General features: G+C 46.6%; 3 protein-coding genes. All 3 read left to right on the forward strand.

Annotation, left to right across the window (positions count from 1 at the left end):
• A partial coding sequence (locus AC6I5A_RS12045) for a cell wall-binding repeat-containing protein (RefSeq protein ID WP_497900716.1) occupies nt 1-1,283 on the forward strand: 1,283 nt, incomplete at its 5' end.
• Between the two features lie 59 nt (nt 1,284-1,342).
• Nucleotides 1,343-1,507, forward strand: coding sequence for a hypothetical protein (locus AC6I5A_RS12050; protein ID WP_497900717.1), 165 nt, complete (start codon nt 1,343-1,345; stop codon nt 1,505-1,507).
• A 74-nt stretch (nt 1,508-1,581) separates the two neighbouring features.
• Entirely contained in the window at nt 1,582-2,205 is a 624-nt protein-coding gene (locus AC6I5A_RS12055; protein ID WP_034616289.1) for a hemoblobin-interacting domain-containing protein, read from the forward strand.
• The last annotated feature ends 332 nt before the right edge of the window (nt 2,206-2,537 follow it).

Genomic DNA, 2,537 nt, shown 5'->3' on the forward strand with positions numbered 1-2,537 from the left:
TGGCTCCAGCGGATACAAAGGCAATTACCTTGACAACAAAGGATGGTGTCCAATTGGTTGTGCCAGCCGGTGCTGTTAGCAACCAGTCCGCTCCGGTACAAATTACTGTTTCTATGGGTACAATCACGACTCCACCCAAGGCTGAGGCCACATCCATTGTACTTAATCCACTGAAATACCAACGACAATTTGGAATAGAAGGACAAACAGATGGTTCAATTCAGTTTACTGCACCCGTAACCATTACCTTCCCCATAGCTACAGTAGATCTGCCGGCAGGTACTGTTCCTCAACAACTGGCTGTTTACTGGTGGGATCCTTCCAGGAATGACTGGGCTAAACTTGGCGGGATCTATGATTCTACGACAAATTCAATCTCCGTTCCTACTTACCATTTTTCCACCTATGCCGTAATGGCTGATACCAGTTCTGCCCCGAACCGTTTAGCAGGGTTTGACCGGTTTGAAACAGCCATTGCCGTAGCCAAACAGGGCTGGAAAAGCGGAGCGAACAATGTGGTACTGGCTAATGCTTATTCTTTCCCGGATGCTTTAGCAGCGGGTCCACTGGCGTATAAACTCAATGCACCTATCCTTTTGACAGATGCAGCTGCGCTTACCCCGTCGACGCTCCTGGAAATTGAGAAATTAGCGCCAAAGAAGATTACTTTAGTTGGGGGTACGGCTGTAATATCCCAGGCAATTCAAGACTTATTAAGCGAGACTTACGGTAAGGATAATGTTATCCGCTATGGTGGGTGGGACCGTTATGAAACAGCAGCTATCATTGCGGCAGCCCTGGGAACAAAAGGTAAGGCCGTGATAGCCAATGCGCAAGGAAATAATTACCAGGATGCTTTAGCCATTACTAGTTATGCAGCTTATAACGGAATCCCGATTCTCTTTACGGAAGCAGCGGGTTTGCCGTCGGCTACAGTACAAGCGCTGGAAAAACAAAAAGTCAGTACGACGATAGTAGTCGGCGGAGAGGCAGTAGTACCGGCAGCGATTTATGACTGTTTGCCTGGTGCAACACGTTATGGCGGATGGGATCTCTATGAAACTGCAACGGCGATAGCCACGGGCTTGCAGCTTAACGCCAATCGGTTATATGTTGTAACCGGTCTCAATTTCCCAGATGCCTTAGTAGCTGGGAATTTGGCGGCAAAATCCCTGTCCCCGCTGATCATGGTGGATCGGGAGTTGCCGACTGCAACCAAGACATTCCTGACGGCTAATAAAGCAGCAATCTCAGGACTGACTGTAGTTGGAGGTGAATCTTAGAGGGCGGGGAACATGCCCTGATTGAATTAACAAATTATCATACCGAGAGCAGTGTAAGCATGGACAATATTACTTTTATCGGTACGGAGAACAGTCAGTATATTATACAAGCTTTAACTCGGAATGTAAGTATTACCAACTGCCATTTTGGAGTTACTGCGGAAGCACCAATATTTATTAAAATAGTTCATACCGCAGTGATGAATTTACCCCATCCTCAGTAACCATCACAGGCTGTACTTTTGATAATAAAGGCAAGCCCGGCTATGCTGTCAAGGATGACAATGGCTTCCTTAATATGAGCAATAATACGATCAAGGGTTACCAGGGCCTGATTAACGGTTCTTCTTCGGCCGGTGTCCTGCTCAAGGATGATGTCAATGCCAGCCTGAATGATAATACTATCGGCGGATGTACGGAAGGGGTAAAAGTCCTGACCGGCGACACCGTAGATTACAAGACCGGAACAGATATGACAACTTGGCAACCAATATTAACACAGGAGACGGTCTATGCCCAGGTTAACGGGACTACTATCCTGGACTCTGTCAGTGCGGAGACTGCCGGGGTGGCGTTAGTGTCCGGTAATGTGATCACACCGCCTATTGCAGAAGGCGTTCTGGCTGTAGATATCCTCAATGGGGCGGATCCGGTTAATCTGGCTGTACTTTACCATAGCGCGTCGGGTTCCCTGGAACCGCCGGACCTGAGTGCGGATACAACCAATAACAGTCTGGGCCAGCCTATAGATATTACCTTTACAGATGATAGTGCCTGGACGGGTGCAATCATGAGCGTTTCGCTTGACGGCACAGCCCTGACGGCCGGCAGCCAATATACTGTAAGCGCAGGGAAGATCACTATTGCTGCAGCTTCCTTTTCAACGGTCAAAGATTTCGCTCCAGATGCTATTATCGTTTAGATAAACTTAAAGTCTAGAGCGGTACTAATCTAAATCGGCTTAGAACAAACTGGGACGATCCATACCAATCTATACCAATCTAGACTCTATTGACAAAGACTGTTACCTACTTTAAACTAAAATCGGGTTATCATTTTTTTCAATCGAAAATCATGTTAGGGATATCTAGGTTCACCTATGGCCTAAAGGAGAGGAGCTAAAAAATTGAGAGTTCTTGTGTGTATTGATGATACCGATAATTTTGACAGTAGGGGAACAGGAGAATTAGCAACTATCATCTCCGAAGCTGTAGAAGAAAATGGATGGGGAATATGTGAACCTGTAACAAGACA

The organism is Desulfosporosinus sp. Tol-M2 (assembly GCF_059735615.1).